This is a genomic window from Parabacteroides caeci (assembly GCF_023656795.1).
Lineage (GTDB): Bacteria > Bacteroidota > Bacteroidia > Bacteroidales > Tannerellaceae > Parabacteroides > Parabacteroides segnis.
In genome coordinates, this window is sequence record NZ_JAMOKT010000047.1 from 17,126 (window position 1) to 40,082 (window position 22,957).

The window sequence follows — 22,957 nt, forward strand, 5'->3', positions numbered from 1 at the left end:
GAGGACGCACCCTATTTTCAAAAAGGATGCACCCTTTTGACGAAGAGGATGCATCCTTTTTTATTGCGACGTTAATTCAATTTAAACCTAACCCCTAATTTTACCCCGAAAGACATAACCTTCACTTTATCTGTTACGTTTGAATTCATCATGCCATTATAAGGAATACCCTTTCCTACCGTCATGTTCCCATCCGGATGATAAGATACAGGAGTGGATAATAGCCCCTGGTCTTTCTTTTTCTTCATGTTGGTGAAACCGTAGTCGATGTAGCCGCCCAGCAACAAGTCGGTGTCTTCGCCCAGGGTGAACAGGAAACCGAGTTCGGCAGTTCCGGCTACGCCCAGTTTCAGTTTGTTCTTTCCGCTCCAGTCCAACTCGCGGCCGGGATCGTTGATCGTGCCGAAGCCGTGGTGAGGAACAGGCGCCTCCGACGGAGAACCCACGTCGGAAGGGATATGGGGGTAGTAACCCGAAACATTCAGTTCGCTGGCTGTATTGCCTTCGACCTTGTATTTGGCTTTGACAGGAATCTGCAACTTCACTCCCAGACCGGCGTACATGCCCCATTTTTCCTCTTCGCCGAAATGGGTCTGGTACATTGCCAACAGCGGGATATCCAGCAGGAAGGCGGTCTGCTTCTCTTCCAGGTTCTTCAATCGGGCACGCAGTTCGAACTCACGCGGGTGGCCGGAGAAGTCATCGTCGTCGGTCATATTGCCCAGTTTCATGTATTTATCGTCGGACATATCACCTATCAATTTGCCTGTCGTTGCATAACGGGAGATACCTACCCCCGTCGAGAAGCCCCAATGACGGTTGAAAAAGTAGCTGTAACGGAGATCTATTTCATACCCCAGTTTTGCGTTGCGCTTGCCTTTCTCTTCAAAACCTTCGATCTGGTAGTTCAGCTTGTAACGGAAGGAAGAGGAGCCGACGCCGCCCGATACCGTCAGGTAAGAGGTCTTCGTTGTATCTTTCTTTTCCTCCCGGTAGTCCTCGCGGTATTCCTGACGCTGGCGCTGTTGCTGCTGGCCGTTGTTATACTGGCTATGCTCTCTGCCACCCGTTTCCTGCTGGGCCGAAACGGTGGTGGCAAGGCAGCCTGCTGCGAATAAAAAGATTGTTTTCTTTATGTTTGAAATTATTGTTGACATATCTGTTAGTTTATTTTACGATGATTTTATGGGTTGTTGTTCTTCCTGAATCGGTGGTCACCTTCACGATGTAGCTGCCTGAAGCCATATTCGCGGGGATGGTGGTTTCGACTGTCGTGGTCGACTGCTTTTCGACCAGCTGACCGTTCAGGTTATAGATCTCGATGACTGCCGTCTCCGAGGCTTCGCCAGGCATGCCCAGCTTGACGGTTATCGGACTGTTCTTCTGCACCATCGTCGGGTAAACGGTGGTTACGGGGAACTGTGTCAGCGTATCGAACGTGATCGGGCAACTCACCACATAGCTGTCGTCTGCACGGTAGGCCTGGATGAAGTAACTGCCCAACAGGCCCTCGGGCACGGAGTAGTAGATCGAAGTGCCGTTCTTCTCGATTTTCTGCCCGTCATGATACCACTGGAAACGGACAAACTCGTTGTCCGGATTGGTGATGTACAGGAATTCGTTCCATTTCACCAGGACTCTCAAGCTGTTCTTGCGCACCGTCACCGTCACACTGCTCTCCATCCCACAGTCGCCGTATACATCTACGTAGTAAGAGCCTTCCTTGTCGGACGTCAGGGCAGCCTGGTAGGTGGCCGAGGTCGCTCCTTCGATCGCCTCTTTGTTGAAGAACCACTGATAGGTCAGGTTCAGGCCACGGGCTTCTACGTTCAGGGTGAAGGCGTCGCCGTCACAAACGTATACGGACTGCGGTTGTTTGGTGATCATCGTGGTTTCCAGCATCTCGATTTCGAACGGATGCAGTTCCACCAGGCCCGGGTCGCTTTTCTTGCGCACATACACGTTTCCGGTGTAAACGCCCTTGCCAATTATCCGATAAACGGGCACTGTGAGATAGTCGGGAGTCACATCTTTATAGTCGGAATCCGTAAAGCCGGCTTTGAGCGCTTCGTCGGAGAAGCGGACGGAATATTCCAGGATATTGTCCGGATCGAGCAGGCGGAATGGTATTCTGAATTCACTTTCCGAACCGCAATGGGAGGCGATGTCGCCCAGTTCGATCATACCGCCGTCGCGGATGATGATGGTGTGGATGTAAGGCGGCTCAGTGTAATAGGCTGTCAGGGCCACGCTTTCACCGTTGTAGAGTGTCAGCTTGGTCACCGTATACACGTAGGTACCGACCAGCGTATGGGCTTCGCCCCGGTTAAAGGTGTAACGCTCGGTTCTCGGAACGGCTTCCTCCAACGGATAGTGGTAACCGGCGGGGGTGGCGGTGTATTCGATCTCCCAGCGGTCATAAGTGATGTTGTTGAAACCGACCGGACGGATCTGGACGTAGACCGGTGTGCCTTTCACCACGCTTGTCGTAGTCAGATTATCCACATCGCGGAAGTCCTGAAGCTGGTTCGACGCCGTGGAGACCGACCATTGCAGGGCGCCGTGCGGACCGGGGCCGGGACCGGGGTCTTCGCAGTCTGTGATGACGATGGTGTGCCGGTAGGGCGAGTCGTTATAATCGTATGTCTCGACGATTTTGTTTCCATACAGGTCATACAATGTCAGTTTGGTGACAGTGTAGACATATGTGCCGATTTCCGTATGTGCTTCGCGGTTATTGAAATTATGACGTTCGGTCTTGACGGTTGGATTCATGCCATAATAATGTTCCGCCGGAGTCACGGAGTATTCAACATCCCAACGTTCAAAAGTGATGTCTTCATGTCCGATCGGGCGGATTTGTACAAAGACAGGAGTTCCATAATTCACGGACGTTGTTGTCTGGTCGTCCACGTCACGGAAGTTAGATTGCTCGTGAGTGGTGGTCGATACCGACCATTGCAAAGCCGGTATTTTAGCTATCGGCTTCGCCTGGATGATCACGGTGTGGGTACAGGTGGCGTTACGATAGATATAAGTGGCAACCTCTACCCCATCCTTGTAAAGGATCAGTTTGCTTACATTATAATAATAAGTTCCTTCCAGCGTATGAGCTTCCCCTTTGTTGAAATCGTAGCGAAGGGTTTTTGCGATAGATTCTTCCATCGGATAGTGGTAGTCTGCCGGCGTTGCGGTGTATTCGATGGACCAGCGGTCGTAATCTATGTAGTCAAGCTCTATCGGTCTGATCTGGACGTAAACAGGAGTTCCGACCATCACAGAAGTGGTAGAGTTGTCCTCCACATCGTTGAATTCGAATATCTCCGGAGTTGTTTTAGAGACTGACCATTGCAACTTCAGGGTAGAGTTGGGTTCCCACTGGGCGTACAGGTCGGTATTTTCTGTAATCGTGAAAGTCGCCCCGGGCTGGTATGCCGTACCTGTGCCGTCGGCATTCGTCGTCCATCTCAGGAAAATATGGTTCGGACGGATGGGCAAGGCGGTTGCCGGATAGGTGGCGACAGTTACTTTTCCCTCATCATATGAATGCTTATAGGTTTTGTCGGGCTCGAAGTTTGAATGATAGGTTACTTCCAAGGCATTTTCTTTCCATATGGCTTTATACATCGCATTCTTCGTCACGGCGGCCGAGCTGACCCAATCTTTTTCTTCCGCATCATCCGTTACCCATTTAACGAACGTCTTACCTTCGGGATGCACCAATTTATCCGGGACTGTTGTGGGGCTGGATACTTTACCTCCATTATTGATAACCTTGTAATAATAGGAGGTCTTGCCATCTTTCTGGTTGTAATAATCAGCACCGGCGTAGGTATTGGCCTCCAGACCTGTCCAGTTTCCGCCATTGGCATTAAAACGTACCCAGAGAATTTCGACAGCGCCCGAATCCGAAAAGCCATCACTGGTCGTAATACGAGGATTGCCGTTCTGGTCTTTGCCCATGAGTTCACTCAAAGTAGAGTTATCGACAGTATCATCGGCAAGACCACTTGGTTGTATGTCGGCCAGGCTCTTGTCATTCGGCAGGATCGGTATCGTTTTAATAACACCGTAAAAAGCATCGTTCGCAGTATCCCATCTCGGATCGCCAGCCTTTTTGTTGCCGTAGGCGATAGGTTTAGGATCGGCTACGCCAAAGATATCTTCCAATGATTCTCCGATAACATTATTACCGGTTTTTGATGACCATGAAGAAGAAGTGATTGCCGGATAAATATCAGGATACCCTCCCGAATAGCTATAAGAACTCACATTCCCACTGATAATATTATTCTTTAATGCAGCTTTACCACTGCCATATACAGAAATACCTCCTCCTGCATTTCCGGAAGAGGCAGTTCCTTTCAAAGCATTATTCTTGATAACTGTGTTATTTTCGAAAACAGCCGTCGCTTTGGTATCAACTTCAACTGCACCGCCTCCGTCAAATCCATCGGCAACATACGTACCTTTGCGCTGCTCCCCCCTTGCTACATTAGCATAAAATGTATTATTCTTCACCTGCGCATTCAGCAGGTATTGGCCGACAAGAGCAATCGCACCGCCCTCATCGAAAGCGGTATTCTCTATAAACGTACTATTTGTTATTTCGACTGCCGGTCTGTTCGGATAACTTCCTCCTCCATTATGCACATAAAAATAGAGAGCACCTCCGTCGGCTGTATTTCCTAATTCACCATAAGAGTCTATCTCATTTCCAACAAACTCACAATTGTCCACAATAAGCTTTTCCGGATAAGCATCTTTCAATGAGATGACACCGCCACCGGCAGCACCATCTTTTACAGCTGTATTATTCGTATTCTTGTAGAAACGGCTATTCTTAAAAGAAATAAGATCGGCCACATTCACTGTTATATAAATAATCGCTGAGGCATTCGCCCAGGCACCTTTGGCATAATTATAAGCGAATGTACAGTTTTCCACTTCATAAGAAGTACTTCCCCTCGTATAAATAACAGATCCACCATTATACGAATTTGTTATACCTAAAGAGATAAACGATGATTCCTTGATTGTTACTTTCTTGGAAGAAACATTTACGCCGGCTCCCGGTGGTCTCATTTTAGAAAAAAGACAATTAATTATCTTTAATTCTCCTGGGAAACTACCAGTTACTCCTCCTCCAATATTCGAAGCATCCGGATTCCAGTCTTTTGGAAATTCTCCACCTACTAATTCCGAGTCTTTTACTAATCCGGTAAGAGTCAGGTTTTGAATAGTCAATGTTCCCTCTCCTGATCCGTTGGCTGTAAAATGCTGTTTGTTTAAAGCAGCTTTCAGGGTTTGATTTGCCCCGTCAATAGTGATCTTTGCAGACGAATTGATTGTCAGATCAATAGAAGAAGCCTGCGTGTCAAAGTCCTCCACAAAATCCGCAGTCAGCACAAACACACTATTCTCAGTAGCAGTACTGACTTTCGTTTTTAACTCTGCTACCGTATTCACATCAACCGACGTTTGGGCTATTGCAGGCAACGTCGCCCATAATACCAACTGAAATAGAACATGTACGATCTTTTTCATAATACATTTACTCATAATTCTAATAAAATAAAGTTCAAAATATCTTCATCCCAAAATCAAAAGGGAATCATTTCCACTCTCTACCGACAGTTAAAAACCATTATCAAATCGAGGCAAATTTATAAATTAAGAACTGAATTGAGCATTAATTTTAATACATTAACTCGGCTTTGAAATACAATGGAAGCATGCTTTACATATCCACCATTTATGTTTACAAAAAGAACGAAGCAGCCATGACAACAGGCTCGCAAATTCAATATATTTAACACATCTACATAAAATGTCGCTTATCAAAACAAAAGAGACTGCCCCTTTCGAAACAGTCTCTTCCAACAATGTATTTATTATAGACTTAAAACGTCACATCTATCCCTCCCATAAATACCGCTTTCGGCATCGGATAACCTTCGTTAATAGAATATCGTGTAGCTGTCAGATTCTCTCCTTTCACAAACAGTTTCAATCCTTTAGCCTGCGAACCGAAACGGTAAGAAGCACGGGCATTCAATACGGTATAATCTTCTTTCTTATTTTTATCCGGTGTATTTCCAACAGTCGTATACAAATCGAAAATAGACTGCACACTCAGGTTAAAAGTAAAGCGGCCGGGCATATAAGTGGCACTGGCATAAAATTTATGAGCCGGAGCAGCCACTATAGCTTTATTCGTATACAGATAACTATAATTCATATCCAGATTCAAGTTGTTTAAGATCTGATATCCAGTCTCAAACTCAATCCCTTTATTATAAAAGCGCCCGATATTCGACATCTGACGATCCACTACAGAGATCATATCTTTCCCTTCAATATAAAAAGCCGTCAGTTCAGCATGCAAACGATTGTCCCAAAAGTACTGCCCCACAGACAGTTCATAACTCAGCATACTTTCCGGTTTCAAATCCGGATTCGCCTTTGAATAAGGGAGATAGGATATATACAACTCACGCAGTGTCGGACTTCTATATCCTTTCGAAAAAGAACCCTTGATCGTATTACCCTGAAACGGACGAATCGCAAAACCAGCCTGTGGAACCCATTCGCCTCCATAAGCGCTACTATGTTCGTAACGTACGCCGGCATTCAGACTCAAAATATCGAAAAGATCCTGCTGCATGATTGCATAACCGGCTACTTCATTGACCGATTTCTTAACAATTTCTCCGACCGGGCCGTTAATCGTATCATTCCAGGCATGCCCTCCCCAATTCTTATAATCGACACCAGCGGTAAATGTATTTCCCTCCACTAAACGGAAAGACTGGTATAATTGAACACCGGTATTATGATCATCCGAATAAAACAGGAATGAGCGCGGGTCGGCATTAACGGCATGGCCGTCATTTATCTTATGGTGTCCCCAGTTATAGAAAACACGTAATGCTCCGCTAGACTTCTCATGATGGTTCTCCAAAGCGAAAGATGTTGTTCCACGAAGAATATGCATGATATGATCCAGCAACGGACTGGTAATCGCACCCGGATCTTCCGTATTATATTTAGCTAAGCTCAAATTTCCGGTTACTTTATATTGGTTATTGATCCGATATCCCAAATTAGCAAAACCATTTGTAATATCAAATTTGGAATCAGGCCGGTGACCATCTGAACGGTCGTGATTCACAGAAACGAAACTACTGAAATTTCCGATATTATAGCCATTATTAATCATGTACTTCTGCGTATTGTACGAACCAAACATAACACGTGCCTGCGTACGACGGCCTTCCTGTTTATGCTGGCGGGTGATAATGTTGACTACTCCTCCCATCGCATTTGAACCGTATAATAACGAACCCGGTCCACGGATCACCTCAACCCGTTCAATATCAGAAGCCACATATGTATCAGGCAACGAATGTCCAAAAACACCAGCCCATTGCGGCTGTCCGTCAAACAACATCAACACTTTATTCCCTTGACCTACTCCACGAATATTTACCGTACCGGCCGACCCGTTTGAAACACCAAATCCGGTAATCCCCTTTTCCGTTACAAACAATCCGGGAACACGCTCCGATAACACCGGTAACAAAGCCGACTCACTGCTAGCCTCTATCTGATCCCGGTCTATCACTGAAATAGTAAGGGGAACACTATTTCGGTTTACCTGTATCTTATTTGCAGAAATCACTACACCCTGCAAATTAATCAGACTATCTATTCCCAACGGCTCAATCGGTTCGACCGGATCAACCGGCCCGGAGGCAAAGACTGCCGAACCCGCCAGCAGTCCTGAAATAAGTAAAAATCCTTTCTTCATCATTTATTCTTGTATAACATTTGTCATCTGTTTCCCCATCTAAGGTAACACCTATTTAAATAATCGTGTCACCAAACCGGCAAAAAAATAGGCTTAATCCGCCCGGCTCATCACCAATTTACCATGTTTAATTCCCTTTATAGCAGTCAGTTTATCGGCCAATTCCGTCAAACGGTGAGCCGTGCCCATCACAGTTTCGATGTGCAGACAAAAATGCTGATTGATATAATACTGGGAAGACGAGAGTATCACGTCCTGATAGTCTTGCTCGATACCGACAATCTTGGAAGCTATCGCTTTCTTCTCCTGATCGTACATTATAATAATAGTACCGGCAACGATATGGTTACACTGCCATTTCCTTTCGGCCACGTTCTTTTCTATCAGGAACCGGATCGCTTGCGAACGATTGGCGAAGCCATTTTCGTCCACATACTTATCCAACGATTCCAACAGATTCTCTTCCAGAGAGACACCAAAACGTTTTATAGCCATATAGTGTTTATTTATTTCAAGCGGTAAAGATATATATTTTCTTACCGGTACAAAAGTAGTACGATAATAAAGATATAACATTATACAAATTACGGTAATTTGTACCTATATTACAGATTTATTAACCGCCAATACAGGCACGTTTATAAACATTATTCATTAAAAAAATTATGGAACTGAACAAAGAAAAAAACAAAACGACCATCTCTGTCAACCTGAAACGACGACAGGGAACAGACAACAACCGGGAAACCGCTTTGTACCTGCAAGTGATTTACCGCCGTAAAGTCAGACAAATAAGTCTCCCATACAAACTGCATGAAGATGAATGGGATGAAAACAGACAACTGGCAATAGTCCCCCCAGGATGCCTTCCTGAGCGGTATCTTTATCTGATGGAAATAAACCAAAAAACCAGTGAAGAAAAACAGCGTATGCAAACAGTTATTACCCGGCTTCCGAAAAATAAGGAAATAACAGCCGATATGATCATAGAGAGTTATAAGGCACTTCTCAGGGGGAATACCTTTATCGCTTATATCGAACAAATCATTAAACAATTTGCGGCAGAAGACAGAAATGCCAGTGTAAGGCATTACCGAAGCCTGCATAACAGTTTTCTTAAATACCTGCCGACAGAGAATATCCTACTGAACGATATCGACGAAGAGCTGATAAAAAAATATGAATCATGGCTGATCGAAAGAAAATTGCATCCCAATACGGTCTCTTTTTACATGCGCAACCTGAAAGCGCTCTGGAACCGTGCCGTTAATGACGGAATTATCGAAGCACGTCCCTCACCATTCAGGCATATTAATACCGGTATAGGGAAAAGCACCAAAAGAGCAGTAGACAAGAATGTAATACTCAGCATAGAAAAGCTGGACAGCAAAAAACTATCTGAAAAGGTAATCCTTGCCCGTCTCTACTTTCTTTTTTGCTACTACGCACAAGGTATGGCATTTATCGACCTGGCACACCTGACCGACAAAAATATTCAAGGCGACTACCTGATCTATACACGACATAAAACAGGGGAAAAAATACGTATCAAACTACTGCCTGTCATGAAAAAGATCATCCGGTATGTCCGGCAGAACAAAGAAGGACTTTTATTTCCCATATTATCCGGACCAGATGCTTCATACAGAGAATACGAAAAGAAACTTCGTCTTTACAATGGTGAACTGAAAAAACTGGGGTTACTGGTCAATGCACATCTTTCTTCATATGTTGCACGTCATTCATGGGCTACACATGTAAAAAATCTGGGAGTTCCCGACAATCTCATTTCAGAAGGGATGGGACATACCTCAGTAAAAACGACACATATTTATATCGACTTTACCAAATGTAACATGCTTGATCTGATCAATAAGAAATTGATTACGGGAAAAAGCAGAAAAATCAAGGGTATCTGAAAATAATTCTATAACGGGAAATCTGTCTCTTGGTAAGAGACGGGAAGACACTTTTATTAATTATTAAAACGATACAAAAGTAGTAACATTTTCTAACACAACAAATCTTTTATGATGTTTTTTGACGTAAAAAGCTTATAGTATTCAACGAATATAAGAATACTATTACACATATTTTAAGAAATTGCCAAAGAATACAAATCTTTCGACTTAGTTGTTTTTACTTTTTTTTCTGGTTGCACAAAGAGCATTAATCTACTTATTATCAACACCTTGATTCGTGTTTTAGCAATGTTTAGCTCTTTTTCAAAGCCTCATTTTTCCACACCGGACTCCTGCAATCCATCATTTTCATTGTATCTATCACATTCAAATCCAACAAAATAGAAAACAGTAAAAGAGATTTATCGAACATCAATTTTACCCTGTACGAATACACTATAACCTTTCAAATGTTTTACAACTTGTTTTGCTGGTTTTATGAAATCAAACTCAAATCTCTGTTTTTTGAGTCAAATCATACTTTCTTCCCGTCTCTTACCAAGAGACAGAACCGGAAAATACGATATTGTAATATAGGGTATATGCGAAGAAAATTCCACTTCCTATTGTTTTTGCTCATTGGTTTACCAGTTTTTGTTGCCGGACAACAGACTGCATTAAAAACCAATGCTCTCTTTTGGGCAACAACAACTCCCAATATCGGAGTTGAAGTGGGTATTTCCCACAACATAACCATTGAATTATGGGGAGCATACAACGCCTGGAAATATCCGGATGACATGAAGCTGAATTTATACCTTTTGCAGCCGGAAGCCCGTTATTGGTTCTGCCGTAAATTCGAAGGACACTTCATCGGCATGCATGGTCATTACGGTCATTTCAATATCGGGCAGATCCCCTTCATCTCAGGGCTAAAAGAATATACATTACGTGGCGATCTCTATGGAGGAGGCGTAAGCTATGGCTATCACTGGGCATTCGGCGAACGCTGGGGGATTGAAGCAATGATCGGGGCAGGTTATGCTTACATGAAATATGACAAACTGCGCTGTGCCGAATGCGGCGAACGCGAAGGCAGTTACACCCGCACCTACTTTGGTCCCACCCGCATCGGTATTTCATTCATCTATTTCTTACGTTAATATTTCCGGCTTATGAGACGACAGATATATACATTAATATTAATACTGGGTGTTATGCTTTTATTTCCCCTGTCCGGAACCGCGGCAACAAAAGGTATCCGTATCGTGCCGCGCTCCGCCTGGGTGAAAAACGACAGCCTGCATCTTTCTATCCTAATGGACCTGGAAGATGTACAGGTGAATACGTATACAGCCGTTACTTTCACACCGGTATTAAAAAACAAACAAAGTACGCTTGAACTTCCGGCCGTCATACTGACAGGCGGAAGCCGCCACCGGTTCGACAGACGCGAACAGGCCTTGCAGACAAACAAAAACCGACAGGCCGCTCCTTTCCTGACAATCATTGAAAACCGGCACACTGCCGGTAGTAAAAAAGTAGATTATCTGATCACGGTTCCCTATGCTGCCTGGATGCAACAGTCGTCTTTATTATTACGTCAGGATTTAAAAGATTGCTGCGATACACAAACATTAGGCATCGACACACTAAGATACCGGTTGCCTTTCGCATCGGCGCTTCACACAGAAACAGCCACCGTCACAAAGGAGCAGAATGAAAATAAAGCAATAACGAAACGCGTACTTCCCCATACAGTCCGTCCTGCAAAAACCGGTAATCACGCTACGCCCGTTCTTCCCGCTCCTCAACATATTGAAAAAATAGTATGGAGCAATTCCGATCTCGACCTCTACATTCCGATGGTTTCTTTCCTCACTCCCGATCTCACAGGGTCTGACAAGCACCATACGGAAAGTGCCATACTCTATATCGACTACCCACTGGGAAAAGACGACATATATCCGGACTACAAAGACAACAGGAAAGAAATCGATAAAATAGACCGTATCCTCTCGCCGCTTTCCAACAATCGCTTCTCCACTTTCGAGCGGATACAGGTACGGGGCTACTCCTCGCCCGACGGTCCTTATGGGGAAAACGAACGTCTGGCACAGGCACGCTCACGGTTGTTTGCCGGCTATATCCGCGACGCTTACGACCTGCCGCGCCACCGCATTGAAGTATCGTCGGTAGCCGAAGACTGGGAAGGTTTGAAAGAGCTGTTGCAGCAGACCCAACCGCCCTATGCCGATGCGGTACTCCGCATCATCAGGAAATACGGCATCTTCAACGGTCGCGAAAAACAACTGATGGACCTGCAGGGAGGAATGCCTTACAAAGATATGCTGCGCCGTTTCTTCCCGAAACTGCGCCGTATCGAAGTTGTGGTAGAATACAATATTAATGAGATAGACCACCAGGATGCCTCCGAACTGATCTATACCCATCCCGACCTGTTGAGCCTGGAAGAGATGTACGAAACGGCACGCTACTACCGTCCCGGCACCGACCAGTACCGCGAGGTTTACGAGATAGCCGCCTTCCATTTCCCTGACGATGTAACGGCCAATGTCAACGCCGCCTCTGCCGTGATGCTGACAGGCGACCTGATCTCGGCCTGGAATTACCTGCGAAAAGTGGAAGCCGATCCCCGTGCCTGGAACAATATGGGCGTGCTCACCCTGATGGAAGGTAATCCCGAAGGTGCAGCCCTTTGGTTCCGCAAAGCGGTAGGCATAGAACCGCGGAAAGCAAGAAGAAATTTACAAATCGCGGAGGGAATGTATAAATGAGCATGCAACGGTTCATACATATTATCCGGGGATTACTGTCGATTGTACTGACAGCCTGTTCGTTTGGCGACGAGCCTGCCATCTGCCCGTACAACACGCGCCTCGAATACTGGTATGCCGGAAGCGGTACACAAAATATGCTGCCTACCTATGTAGACAACCTCCGCCAATACCTGTTCGATGCCGACGGGCAGCTGCTCTCCGAAATCACCCTCAGGGGCGACAGCATAAGCGGATGGCAGGGAGAACTGAAAGACGGCACCTATACCTTCGTCCTTTGGGGAAATCTGGGAGGAACAAACGAACAAATCATAACGACAAAAAGCAATATGAATATAAACGAAATGACACTAAGCGCCGAGCAGCAAGGTATCCCGCCGGGTTACCGCGGCAACACCGACCGGCTTTACTACGGCACCGCAACCGTCGAAGTAAAGAACGGAGCCGCCCAACGCCGGCGGATATACCTGTCGCACGCCCATGCCGCCATGACCGTTACTGTCCGCTGGATGACCGACGAACCGGCAGACGGTATTTTCCGGATGCGGCTGAAAGGTATTCCGGCCCTCTACAGCTTCAACGGCAGCGAAGCAAATCCCGTGCCTTCGGGCGACGGCACTTATTCCTTACCTTATATAGGCAACAAGATCACCTATCATGAAACCCGTGCCGCCATGAACTACGAGGGCGAAGTGATCGGCGAATTCGTCACCTTCCGCTACACCTCCTCCACCCATCAGTTATGGAGCCTCTGGCGCGACGGAGAGCAGATCGTCAAGGATATCGACCTGAACCTGTTTTTCAACAAACTGCCTATGGATATGGATACAAACATGGAACAGGAGTTCGATCTGCTGGTCACGGTGTATGAGAATAAGATCGTTGTAACACAGGCCACGGCATCCGACTGGGATGAAGGGGGAGCGATTGGATAATTGAAAGTTACCGTAATATTAAAAATATAGTGAAATGAAAAAGATTAATTACATGATGTTATCCTGTTTGTTCGTACTGCTGGGGAGCTGTACGGAAGAGGTACAACAAAAAGGCGAACAACCTGCACCGGAGGGCGGAAGCGATGCCATTACACGGCAGGAAGTGACGCTCAATTTAAAAAACAAACTGGTACTCGACCGGGAGAAAACCAAAGGAGAAACAATCGCTACCGCCGAAGAGAATGCCATCTCGGCCCTCGATGTATATGTGTTCGCTTCCGAAACGGAAAACGGCGATTACTCTTTCATGGAACGGTTCGCCTACCGCAACACTCCAGACGCTGTCCTGCCTGCCGGAGCTTCGGAATTGCAACTGACGCCGACCGATGCCGACGCCAAAGAAACAACCGGCCTACTGAAAGTGAAGAAAGGACTGTTCGTCAAACTATATTGCATTGCCAACAACACGACACTGGTCGACCCTGCACACGAAGGCCAGCCGGTAGACGATGCGGCATTCGTCCCGCTCGAACTCTCTACTACCGACGATAATAAAACAAAAGTAACGGCTGTCGGCACTCCGCTGGAAACAACCTTCGCCACCTGGCATACACATCTGCTGACAAGCACGGTTCAGGCCGATACGCTGGCTACACCCCTGGCCATGACAGGCGCACTCACAACTCCGCTCGACCTGACCGATTTCGGTAGCGCGGCACGCGTTCAGGCAGGAATACGCCTCACACGACTCGTCGCACGCTATGATATTATCAATGAAGCGGGAAGTTCCCGCTTCACCATCGAGACAGTCTCGATGGGCAACGCACGACGCGGCTCGGACTTATTCCCAATACGACCTTACGGCGATATGCCCGAAGCGAAACCAGACGAACTCATTACAACTCCGGAGCGACGATTCTACGGAGAAAATGCAAACAAGGGGATACAGGCAGGAGCCTTCTACTCCTATCCTTCACCACTTAAAGACAAAGGTTTCTTAATTCTGAAAGGTATGTATAAGATCAACGAATCAGAAAGCAAAGAGGTTTCCTACCAGATACCCTTCACACAGCAAGCGGCGGACGGCAACCAGACTTTCCTCGAGATTGCCAACAACCACCGCTACACCATCGCCATCACGGCAGCAGACGAATACCATCTCGACTGTACACTCTACGTGGCAGACTGGACAGACGACGGTAGCATCGACGATTTCAAACCCGACCAGGATTCGGGAGAAATCGACGTGACAATTCCCGCCGAATTCACGGACGACACTAAATACGACCCTGACACGCGCTCGGTCAGCATGTCGCTTAAGCCCAAAAGCCAGTTCACCGTGACTACTACCGCCACGGCTAATCTCACAGTTTATAAGAAATATGTAGGCGGAATTGACGCACAGCAATACGACTGGCTGGAAATATCAGAACCAGCCGTTTCCACCAAAGCGGCTTCAATGAATTATAATTATACCTTCTCACTCAAAGATGATTATACCCTGGGACGTTACCCACGTGCCGTATTACGTTTCACCAACACCATGAACGGCTCGGAAACTACCTTCTTCGTAGAAGCTGTTTCTGTACCACAGGCTAACGTAACACCGCAGGTAGGCGATAACAACCCTAACTCTTTCGATGCTGAAAACAAGCTAGTAAACCTCTACCGCATTACCGGCAGTAATGCACATGTGCGTATTACCTGCCCGGACGGGTCAGAGGTGGAAAGTAAACCCGACTGGCTCGATGTCGCCGTCTACAAACAAAGCGGAGCAGAAACTACCTATTCCTTTACACTCAACGACCGCGATGTTACCGGCGTTACTGACGATAAAGGCACTGTCGTTTTCTACAATAAAAAAGCGAACGATCTAAAAACGGATATTGTCGTACAACTGCTCGATGCCACTCTCAAACCGGACTTCACCTATCCGAGTCTGAATGATGGAAAAAACAGTTACGAAGCACCTGCAGGCGACACGCCGGGAAACATCAATATGCAGATTTCGGACAATAACGAATTCTCTATCGGGTGTAAATCCATGCTGGGCATCGAGATCGGCTTGGACTTCGACAGAGGTTCCGAATGGCTAAAAGTAAAAGGCGCTCCCGTCACAAAAACTCTCAATGAAAATACCCAGTTGACCTTCTCGTTAGACAATGCAAAGCTGAGAGGAGCGAAAAAGGCGACCGTCACACTCAAAAACAAGATTGGCGGCGAAAACACCGTCTTCACCGTATCACCGATATTCCCCGTCCCCACCGTCACTTTTGTCAGCGGAAGCAACTCGCCCACCCAAAACACGATGACGGGCACTGACATCAAATTGTATCAGGTGAAAGGATCGCAAGTTAGCATCAAAGCAAATGCACTGGGTGGTACCTGCGTCAAAAATATCGAAGGCGACATTACCGTTGAGGCGGCCGATGATTATGCTGTAGAAAAGACCTATGTAGTCACCTGAAAGAGCGGTAACTCTGCCACTTTCCAGATTGCTAACAAATCGGACGAGACAAAGGCTACTACTACGTATACGGTAAATGCACCGGCTACGACAATTGAGGCATCAAACCTCTATGTAAAAGCGGCTAACTCTGGAAATACAAACATATCCGTCACTTCTCCTGAAGGAGTTAAGGCAACTGTATTGAATTGGAACAAAGGCGATCAATGGTTTGACATCTCAACAGACCAAACTACTGGAAGCGGTGCTAAAAATATTGTAATCACCCAACGCAATAATATAAACGCGATAATGAAATCTGTTACCATCCGACTGACCAATAAAATAGCAGGAGGAGCATCTAAAGATATTACAGTGACTCCGAATGGATTTGTAGCGCCTAAATTATCAGAAAGTTCCAAGACATTCGATAATTTTAGTAAATCGTACTCGACGACTACAACATTTACTGTCTCCTCACCCGGAGGTTCTAATTACGTCAAGATGACAAATGAAAGTGTGGCATCAATTTCAAAAAGTAACAACAAGTATACCATTACATTAAAGGATAAAGGTAGTACAGTTATTACCATCGCCAATGCATCCAGTACAGATCTAACGTCTACTTATACATTAACAGTAAAAGCATCAAAGAACTACAATGGAAAAACTGCATATATATGGCAATTATCTGATTGCTCCTGAAGATGCAGCAAATAGTGTAGCCCTAAAAGATGTCGATAAAACAATCTGTTCCAAACAGACTGGTGCAACTTGGCGCATTCCGACATCGAGCGAGTGGAGAACAATATTGGGAACCAGCGGAACAAATGCATTACCATCATCATCTGCTCTATGGCAAGATTGGTATAATAAGAATCTGTTTGTATTGACCCCGGGAGCATATGCTTCTATGACCAGTTATTTCAGTTCTGATTCTGAAACGATGAGATTTTTTCAGGAGGTGCGAATGTAGCTACTGAAAATAATCAGAATGCAATTGGACACGTTCGTTGTATCACTGATAAATAGAAAACAAATAACAAAAACGGCAAGCAGGCTCCGCCTGAGCAATCTTTGACATGATGGGATTGATAGGAAAAAGATAAATCTGTTTCTAATCAAGTGTTGTAAAAACAATGAGACTAAACTGATTCTATTTTGAAAATATTTTAATCAACTTGTATTCTATATCAATTGAAAACAATACCTTTGCCTACATAATTCAACAATCAAAACATATTAATTATGAAAGACAAAGGAGAAATTATTGTTTATCAATCTGAAAACACCTTACAATTAGAGGTTAGAATGGAAGATGAAACCGTTTGGCTGACCCAGGCACAAATGATAGAATTATTTCAAAGAGATCAATCAGTTATAGCCAGACACATCGGAAACATTTTCAAAGAAAAAGAGTTGGATGAAAAAAGCAATATGCATTTTTTGCATATTGCAAATTCAGATAAACCGGTGAAGGTCTATAGCCTCGACGTTATTATCTCTGTTGGCTATCGAGTAAAGTCACAAAGAGGTACTCAATTCAGGATATGGGCGAACAAAGTACTTAAAGAATATATGTTTAAAGGATATGTTATTAATCAACGCATAAACAAAATAGAAGTGACTATTTACACAAACCAGATACCGAAACAGTTATCGTTGGATTTGCAGCGTCACAACGCTCAATATGATCCAATCGACATCCAATTGTTTAGACAGTCGCACGACCGTTTCCTGATCATAGATGAAAAAGAACTTTACCATATCGGTACTTCCTTGAAAGATTTAGGAAAGAAATGGTTCGCTTTCTCTAAAATACAATTAGATATAAAAGAATTACTAAATCATTTATAAAACAGAAACTCCCTTCTTATTTCTTTTCCCTGAATCGCATCTGTAACCTAACGACAGATGCACCAATCGTTACGCAGCCCCCAGCAAGGGGTTGCGCAGCTTTTTGTGTGCGTTTGTGTAAACAGCCACCCCGGGACAGTTTCCCGGACAGGTTCCGCCCGAGGGCGACATCTGGTTCCGCTTCGTGGGCGGAGGTGGCTACTGAACAATTATTAGGTAAAACCTATTGTTTTCGTTTAGATAAAGATTTATCCATAATAACATGTGCTTTTACAAAAGGCCTCTACGAAATACGTGTAGAGGCTGAAAGTAATAAAGAATTAGCATTAAAAAAACGGAAGCCGCTCATACCACGACTTCCGTTTCCATCATCTTATACTCTTACCTTAATCTAATAACTGTATATCATCTAAAAGTTTCTTCCGGTATCCCACCATAGACGGGTTCCACAATTGTCGGCGCCACCCAATGCCTTTGTCAAAGCAGCATACTGCTCGGGATTGGCTGTTTGGATGCCGACAAAGAAGTTTAGTCTGCGCGGTCCCAGATTTGTATCGATTGTTCCCTGGCTGTCGTTCACCAAAACCGGGAACAGCTTAGGATAACCAGTGCGCCTTTGTTCGGCCCAAGCCTCACAGCCTTCGGGATAGCAGGCAATCCATTTCTGGGTAATAATCTTTTCAAGTTTTTCTTCGTTTGAAGCAGCGTTGTCCCATGCAGGAGTTACCTGGCTCATAGCTTCTACATTGAAAGCAGCATTGAAAGCATCCTGATAGCCTTTCGGCGTTTTCGTACTTTCCAGATATACGGCAACATCTTTAGCTCCCCACTGTGCAAAAGAGGCTTTAACGCCGTTTTCATAACAAGAACCCGGATTTTCGGAAGACCAACCTCTCAAAGCGGCCTCTGCACGCAGAAACCATACCTCGGCTGCTGTCATCAAGATAGCATTAGACGTCTGTGAAATAGTACTTTTCGAATGCTTGCTGTAATTTTTATGGTTGAACCCTGTTCCCTGGCGGATTCCTTTATAAGTTCCCTTCACCGGAACAATTTCAGTGCCTTCGCCACCAGCCGCTCTATCAAAATACTTCGGCAAACGGGGGTCATCATAACCACCCAAATAAGATTCCATGTTCGCATTCAGAAATACTTCACCCCAGCCTTTATTGATTTCACCGAACGGGTTATTATAACCGGTTCCGTCGGTAGAAACAGCCACGATATCGTTATCTTCTTCCAACAAACCTCCTGCATCCGTCAAAGCTTTCTTGGCTTCTGAGGCTGCCAGTACGGGGTCGGCCATGGCAATACGGATAGCGAGACGGAGGCGCAACGAATTAGCAAACCGTATCCATTCGGCATACGTACGTTTGCCCTGCGGCATCAGGATATCAAATTTGGCAAAGTTTTCCACATCCGGATTTGCTTCCATATAGGCACGTATCAAGCCGATTCCGGCATCCAAGTCTTCAAAGAATGCCTTATAAGCCTCAGCCTGTGTATCCGGCATGGAACCAGTCTTCGAACCAAACTGTGTATAGACGATAGGACCATACAAATCAGATACACGGTGCATCAGTTCAACCTTCAATATCTGGGTAATACCATAGAAAGAAGGATAATCTTTCTCCGTCAGATCTTCGGATTTCTGAATCTCCGTCATGATATATCCGTAGGTGTTTTCCCAAAACGAACCGTTCCATCCGTCCTGCATATTATAGGTTGTGTTCCCACGCCCTTCATTAAACGGATTGAAGTCGTGCACATAACCGGAAAACATATCGGCACCCAAGTTCTGCATTACCTGGAACGGCCAGTTCTTACCACCACCCCAGTCGTAATTAAAATAAATACCCTGCTGAACTACTCCCAGAGGAATACCGTATTTATTGAACTCCTGCTCTTTCGATTTATCCGGGAAACCGGCCTGGTTCGTATTATAAGATTCAAAATCATCCGTACAAGCTGAAAAACCGATCAATCCACCCAGAAAAATTGCGGCTATATATTTATAATTCTTTTTCATAATATACTGTCTTTATTAGAATGTAAATTTAACATTGAAACCTAAGCTTCTGGTAGTCGGCATACCGAATACATCGATACCCTGGTTGTCGTTGCCCGTTGAAAGGACTGCATCCGGATCGAAAGGAGCCGATTTGTGGAAGAAGAATAAGTTACGACCGACAAATGACAACTGTACATCCTGGAAAACCTTCGTTTTCTCCAGCAATCTCTTCGGGAACGTATAACCTAAAGATAGTTCGCGCAGGCGGATATTGGTTGCACTATACATATAATATTCGGTACATCCGTTACGACCGCTGACAGCCGTATAGAATTTATCCGGTTTCACTTGCGTACCTTCCAGGTCTACAAATCCGGCATTACGTGCTGCAGCTGATTCGACGCTCACACCCTTCTGGTCCATATCGGCCTGTGTCTGCGACAAAACATCGCCACCAAAGCGGCCATCGATCAGGAAGTAAAGGCTAAATCCTTTATAAGTCAAGGTATTTCCCCAGCCCAACATAAAATCAGGATTGCTATTACCTACTTTGACCGTATTACCCGAACCGACTACGTTAGGAACCAAATCACCATCCTCATCCTTCGAGAAAACAATTTGGCCTGTCGCTTCGTCGCGTTCGAACGCCTTGCCATAGATATCACCCAGTGCACCGCCTTCTACAAGACGCATGGAGTAAGAGGAAGAGAAACCTTCGTCGCCATAGACAAATGTCTTCAGGTCAGGATGAAGTTCGATCACTTTGTTCTTATTCGTTGAGAAGTTGAATGAAGTCTTCCAACGGAAATCTTCTGTCATTACCGGTGTGATACCCAAGCTGATTTCAACACCCTGATTCTGGATGTTACCGGCATTCACATAGTAATATTTATAAGCTGCACCAGCAGAAGAAGGCAAAGTAAACAACTGGTTCTTCGTGTTTGTCTTATAGTAAGTGAAATCGAAGTCCAAACGGTAATCGAAGAATTTCCATTCCGTACCTACTTCCCATGAAGTACTCATTTCAGGTTTCAGTTCATCGAACGGAGCTTTTGAATTCGTCTGGATAGCTCCGCCAGCCACGATCAGGTCGTTGCTTCCAGCAACCGGATTACTGATGAAAAGAGGCAGGTCATTACCTACTTTACTCCATGAACCTCTTACCTTACCGAAGTTGATCCATTCCGGCATCGTCAGCGAGTTATTGATGATCCATGACAAGCCAACCGACGGATAGAAGAAACTGCTGTGTTTTGTATAAGCCAGCGTCGACGACCAGTCGTTACGGGCGGTCAGGTCCAGATATAAACTTTCTTTCCATCCCAGCTGGGCGGTTGCAAAGACAGACTGCATCACACGTTTCTGATCGATCTGCTGGTCGATATAAGAAGCCGTAGACATGATGATGTTAGCTACCGAGAACTGGTTCGGATAATACAGGGAAGCAGTCTTTGAATCCAGCCTCAGGGAGTTGACTGTCGTACTATTAATACTACCACCGATAGCGCCTGTCAAAGCAAAGTCGTCCCATTTCTTATTAAACATAGCCATAAAGTCTCCATAATACAACGTTTCCGTATGATTCAGGTCTATATAACGGCCGTTCGATCCGGCAATAGCCGGTGCAGTCGATGCATACATTTTCTGGTTATATGTATCGTGTGTATAATCGACTGTTCCACGAGCTTGCAGGCTCAACCAATCTGTAATCTTCAGGCTGGCCGTCAAAGAAGTGATGGCACGGGTACGTTTGTCGTTACTTTTAATACGGTTAGTGATCCAATACGGATTCTGTTCCATATCACGTTCGGCATCTGTATACCAGTTTTGTTCCATCAAATTGCGGGTGTCGTTGAAAGTTTCAAAGTTCGTGCGATACTCACCGATATTCTCGCCACGCGGGAAACGGTAAAGACCTACCAACGGGTTCATGTAATAACCACCGGAGGCCGGACGGTTCTTGATACTCTGCGACAGTAAATTCACGTTCGCATCCAGTTTCAGGTAATCATCAAAGAAACTGGCGGTTTCGCGGAAATTCAGGTTATGCTTCTGCATCTTATTATGCTCCACGATACCTTTTGCGGTTGTGTTGGCATATGAGAAATAAGTCTGCATCTTTTCGTTACCGGTCGTAAGAGACAGGGAGTTGATAGCGGTCACTCCATTCTGGAAGAAATCACCGACATTATCATAAGGGGTCAGACTCCCCTTCGGTCCCCAACTGGTCTTCGTTTCCTTATCCATCCCGTATTCATTCTGAAATTCCGGTAAACTCATGGCATGATCGACCGTCAGGTTGGAAGAGAAAGTGATCTTCTGCACGCCAGCTTTCCCTTTCTTCGTTGTGATCAGGATAACACCGTTGGCTGCTTGCGAACCGTAAAGAGCGGCAGCGGAAGCACCTTTCAGGATACTCATGCTTTCGATATCGTCCGGGTTGAGGTTGGAAATACCATCGCCACCATCACGGTTACCGGCATCTGCCGTACCACCGATTGCGCTGACAGCCTGTTCGTTACTGCTATTCAACATCGGTACACCATCGATTACATATAAAGGTTGGTTGTTTCCGCTTACCGAACGGTTACCACGAATAGATACTTTGGCTGAACCACCCAATCCGGAAGAACTTTTGTTGATCTGAACACCGGCTGTCTTACCAGCCAGAGCGTTAATCATATTCGGGTCTTTCGCACGTGTCAGCTCATCGCCACCCACCTGCTGGGTCGAATAAGTAAGGGAGGCTTCTTTCTTTTTGATACCCAAAGCCGTGACTACCACTTCTTCGATATTCTGGGTATCTTCTGCCAATTGTACATTCAGAGAAGACTGGCCGGCATATTTAACTTCCTGCGGGTTATATCCGATATAAGATATAACGATAACGGAATTTTGAGGAACGGTCAATGTAAATTTACCATCGATATCGGTAATCGTACCGTTGGTTGTACCTTTTTGCAACACGTTGGCACCGATGATCGGTTCGCCCGTTTTATCAGTAACAACACCTGTTACCGTCTTTCCGGCCTGTTGCATGATCGCTTCCTTTTTATTAAGGATAATTTTTGTGTTTACTACCGTATAAGCGATATCGGAATCACCGAACAGTTTGTTTAGCACATCGAAAATGTTCTTTTCGTCTACTTTTACAGATACTTTACGGCTGGTGTTTACAATGTTGGCATCATAGATA

14 protein-coding genes are annotated in these 22,957 nt (G+C 45.2%); 8 read left to right on the forward strand and 6 right to left on the reverse strand.

What is annotated here, in order from left to right; genetic code table 11:
• Positions 1-71 precede the first annotated feature (71 nt).
• The 4 genes from NBH15_RS20410 to nikR all read right to left on the reverse strand — a co-directional run bounded on the left by NBH15_RS20410 (position 72) and on the right by nikR (position 8,308).
• Complete coding sequence (locus NBH15_RS20410) at positions 72-1,157, reverse strand: outer membrane beta-barrel protein (RefSeq protein ID WP_250823420.1); 1,086 nt, start codon at positions 1,155-1,157, stop codon at positions 72-74.
• 10 nt (positions 1,158-1,167) lie between these two features.
• Positions 1,168-5,547, reverse strand: a complete 4,380-nt coding sequence (locus tag NBH15_RS20415; protein WP_250823421.1) for a T9SS type A sorting domain-containing protein — start codon at positions 5,545-5,547, stop codon at positions 1,168-1,170.
• A gap of 355 nt (positions 5,548-5,902) precedes the next feature.
• Positions 5,903-7,813, reverse strand: a complete 1,911-nt coding sequence (locus tag NBH15_RS20420) for a TonB-dependent receptor plug domain-containing protein (protein WP_122329419.1) — start codon at positions 7,811-7,813, stop codon at positions 5,903-5,905.
• Between the two features lie 93 nt (positions 7,814-7,906).
• Positions 7,907-8,308 (reverse strand): nickel-responsive transcriptional regulator NikR, encoded by a 402-nt coding sequence (gene nikR, locus NBH15_RS20425; RefSeq protein ID WP_007652978.1) that lies wholly within the window; start codon positions 8,306-8,308, stop codon positions 7,907-7,909.
• Positions 8,309-8,478: 170 nt separating this feature from the next.
• Between nikR and NBH15_RS20430 the strand changes: the two genes are divergently transcribed.
• The 8 genes from NBH15_RS20430 (at position 8,479) to NBH15_RS20465 (ending at position 17,750) form a co-directional block, all read left to right on the forward strand.
• Positions 8,479-9,732 (forward strand): site-specific integrase, encoded by a 1,254-nt coding sequence (locus tag NBH15_RS20430; RefSeq protein WP_010799844.1) that lies wholly within the window; start codon positions 8,479-8,481, stop codon positions 9,730-9,732.
• Positions 9,733-10,316: 584 nt separating this feature from the next.
• Complete coding sequence (locus NBH15_RS20435; protein WP_044245647.1) at positions 10,317-10,877, forward strand: DUF3575 domain-containing protein; 561 nt, start codon at positions 10,317-10,319, stop codon at positions 10,875-10,877.
• A 12-nt stretch (positions 10,878-10,889) separates the two neighbouring features.
• Positions 10,890-12,512: a DUF3868 domain-containing protein gene (locus tag NBH15_RS20440; RefSeq protein WP_250823422.1), complete on the forward strand. Its 1,623-nt coding sequence runs from the start codon at positions 10,890-10,892 to the stop codon at positions 12,510-12,512.
• 2 nt (positions 12,513-12,514) lie between these two features.
• On the forward strand, positions 12,515-13,447 hold the full coding sequence (locus tag NBH15_RS20445) for a FimB/Mfa2 family fimbrial subunit (RefSeq protein WP_187386436.1): 933 nt from the start codon (positions 12,515-12,517) through the stop codon (positions 13,445-13,447).
• Positions 13,448-13,481: 34 nt separating this feature from the next.
• The gene (locus NBH15_RS20450) at positions 13,482-15,914 is read left to right on the forward strand and encodes a hypothetical protein (RefSeq protein ID WP_250823423.1); all 2,433 of its coding nucleotides are present in this window, start codon (positions 13,482-13,484) and stop codon (positions 15,912-15,914) included.
• A 183-nt stretch (positions 15,915-16,097) separates the two neighbouring features.
• Entirely contained in the window at positions 16,098-16,598 is a 501-nt protein-coding gene (locus NBH15_RS20455; protein WP_250823424.1) for a hypothetical protein, read from the forward strand.
• Entirely contained in the window at positions 16,555-16,869 is a 315-nt protein-coding gene (locus NBH15_RS20460) for a hypothetical protein (RefSeq protein ID WP_250823425.1), read from the forward strand. The genes NBH15_RS20455 and NBH15_RS20460 overlap by 44 nt, the downstream gene beginning before the upstream one ends.
• A gap of 272 nt (positions 16,870-17,141) precedes the next feature.
• Complete coding sequence (locus NBH15_RS20465; RefSeq protein ID WP_007652969.1) at positions 17,142-17,750, forward strand: virulence RhuM family protein; 609 nt, start codon at positions 17,142-17,144, stop codon at positions 17,748-17,750.
• A 409-nt stretch (positions 17,751-18,159) separates the two neighbouring features.
• On the opposite strand, the gene NBH15_RS20470 is transcribed toward NBH15_RS20465, so the two are convergent.
• Entirely contained in the window at positions 18,160-19,779 is a 1,620-nt protein-coding gene (locus NBH15_RS20470; protein ID WP_007652968.1) for a SusD/RagB family nutrient-binding outer membrane lipoprotein, read from the reverse strand.
• A gap of 15 nt (positions 19,780-19,794) precedes the next feature.
• On the reverse strand, positions 19,795-22,956 hold the full coding sequence (locus NBH15_RS20475; RefSeq protein ID WP_443146955.1) for a TonB-dependent receptor: 3,162 nt from the start codon (positions 22,954-22,956) through the stop codon (positions 19,795-19,797).
• Between the last annotated feature and the right edge of the window lies 1 nt (position 22,957).

Excerpts from the sequence above, each read along its gene's own strand:
- NBH15_RS20450 (WP_250823423.1), top strand. The coding sequence starts at position 13,482 with ATGAAAAAGATTAATTACATGATGTTATCCTGTTTGTTCGTACTGCTG.
- nikR (WP_007652978.1), bottom strand. The coding sequence starts at position 8,308 with ATGGCTATAAAACGTTTTGGTGTCTCTCTGGAAGAGAATCTGTTGGAA.
- NBH15_RS20430 (WP_010799844.1), top strand. The coding sequence starts at position 8,479 with ATGGAACTGAACAAAGAAAAAAACAAAACGACCATCTCTGTCAACCTG.
- NBH15_RS20445 (WP_187386436.1), top strand. The coding sequence starts at position 12,515 with ATGCAACGGTTCATACATATTATCCGGGGATTACTGTCGATTGTACTG.
- NBH15_RS20435 (WP_044245647.1), top strand. The coding sequence starts at position 10,317 with ATGCGAAGAAAATTCCACTTCCTATTGTTTTTGCTCATTGGTTTACCA.
- NBH15_RS20470 (WP_007652968.1), bottom strand. The coding sequence starts at position 19,779 with ATGAAAAAGAATTATAAATATATAGCCGCAATTTTTCTGGGTGGATTG.
- NBH15_RS20465 (WP_007652969.1), top strand. The coding sequence starts at position 17,142 with ATGAAAGACAAAGGAGAAATTATTGTTTATCAATCTGAAAACACCTTA.
- NBH15_RS20420 (WP_122329419.1), bottom strand. The coding sequence starts at position 7,813 with ATGAAGAAAGGATTTTTACTTATTTCAGGACTGCTGGCGGGTTCGGCA.
- NBH15_RS20410 (WP_250823420.1), bottom strand. The coding sequence starts at position 1,157 with ATGTCAACAATAATTTCAAACATAAAGAAAACAATCTTTTTATTCGCA.
- NBH15_RS20440 (WP_250823422.1), top strand. The coding sequence starts at position 10,890 with ATGAGACGACAGATATATACATTAATATTAATACTGGGTGTTATGCTT.
- NBH15_RS20460 (WP_250823425.1), top strand. The coding sequence starts at position 16,555 with ATGGAAAAACTGCATATATATGGCAATTATCTGATTGCTCCTGAAGAT.
- NBH15_RS20415 (WP_250823421.1), bottom strand. The coding sequence starts at position 5,547 with ATGAAAAAGATCGTACATGTTCTATTTCAGTTGGTATTATGGGCGACG.